Source organism: Methylophaga sp. UBA5088, assembly GCF_002414625.1.
GTDB lineage: Bacteria > Pseudomonadota > Gammaproteobacteria > Nitrosococcales > Methylophagaceae > Methylophaga > Methylophaga marina.
In genome coordinates this window covers 26,510-27,691 of record NZ_DIAC01000086.1, presented here as the reverse complement: position 1 = coordinate 27,691, position 1,182 = coordinate 26,510, and the positions used below count along the sequence as shown (strand labels likewise).

At 41.4% G+C, this 1,182-nt stretch carries 1 protein-coding gene; it reads left to right on the top strand.

The window, feature by feature from the left end; all coding sequences use genetic code 11:
• A partial coding sequence (locus tag B4K20_RS10940) for a methyl-accepting chemotaxis protein (protein ID WP_289282905.1) occupies positions 1-1,182 on the top strand: 1,182 nt, incomplete at both ends.

Sequence of the window (1,182 nt, the reverse complement as noted above, 5' to 3'; positions counted from 1 at the left end):
GGCATTGCTGCCAATGAATCATTGACTACCAGTCAACGTATTAAACTGGCTTCATCATTTAGCAAGGTAAAACATGAAGCGGATACCACTCAACAAGCTATCGAACATATTATTACTCACAATCCGCAGTTGGCAGACGTTTTAAATAAGCTAGAGCTGGATAGAGAAAATGCACTCACAGAATTTCTCACTGTCATTGAAAAGGATATGCTCGAGAGTGAGAAAATTAACACCGAAGCAGCATTTATTTTCAGTCTGGGTACTGAAGCTATAGACACAAATTATGTGGTATATCATTATCTTGCTGACGCATTGGCTGAACTACTAGATAATCGTCTATCCATGCTACAGCTTGAAAAAAATGTGGTGATTGCCGTGATATTAATTGCCCTATCGCTGGCACTCTATTTATTCATTGGTTTTTATCGGTCTATCATCCAGGTAATCAACAATATTATTACCGCTACCAAGCGGATCGCCGAAGGTGATCTGACCGTCACAATCACCAGTCCAGCCAAAGATGAAACCGCTGATATCTTTATTGCACTTAACTCAATGACACAACATTTAAACGGCGTAGTGAATCAATTGAAACAAAACTCAACTGAATTAGCAGCCGCATCTGAAGAGTTATCTACTAATACTGTGCAATCTCAATCCAACTCACAAGAACAACAATCGCAATCTGAGCAAATAGCCACAGCGATGAATGAGATGTCAAGTACGATTAAAGAAATCGCCCGTAATGCTGAACTGTTAGCAGAAGAAGTACGTAATGCGAACAGTGAGTCAAAATCGGGACAAGACGTCATAAGTGAAACGGTAAAATCCATTAACTCTCTAACTGAAGACGTTGGAAATGCAGCGCGCACCATTGAAGAACTAAGTCAAAGTAGTGAGCAAATAGGTTCCGTGTTAACTGTTATTAAAGGGGTGGCTGAGCAGACCAATTTATTAGCCTTAAATGCGGCTATAGAAGCTGCACGAGCAGGAGATCATGGTCGCGGTTTTGCTGTTGTAGCTGATGAAGTTCGCTCACTGGCCAACCGTACTCAGGAATCGGCAGAACAAATTCAAGTCATGGTCGACAATTTACAACAGAAAACAAAAGAAGCTGTCGCCGTGATGGAAAAAGAAAAAGCCAATGCCGCTGGTATGGTTGGTTACACTGACTCAGCCACA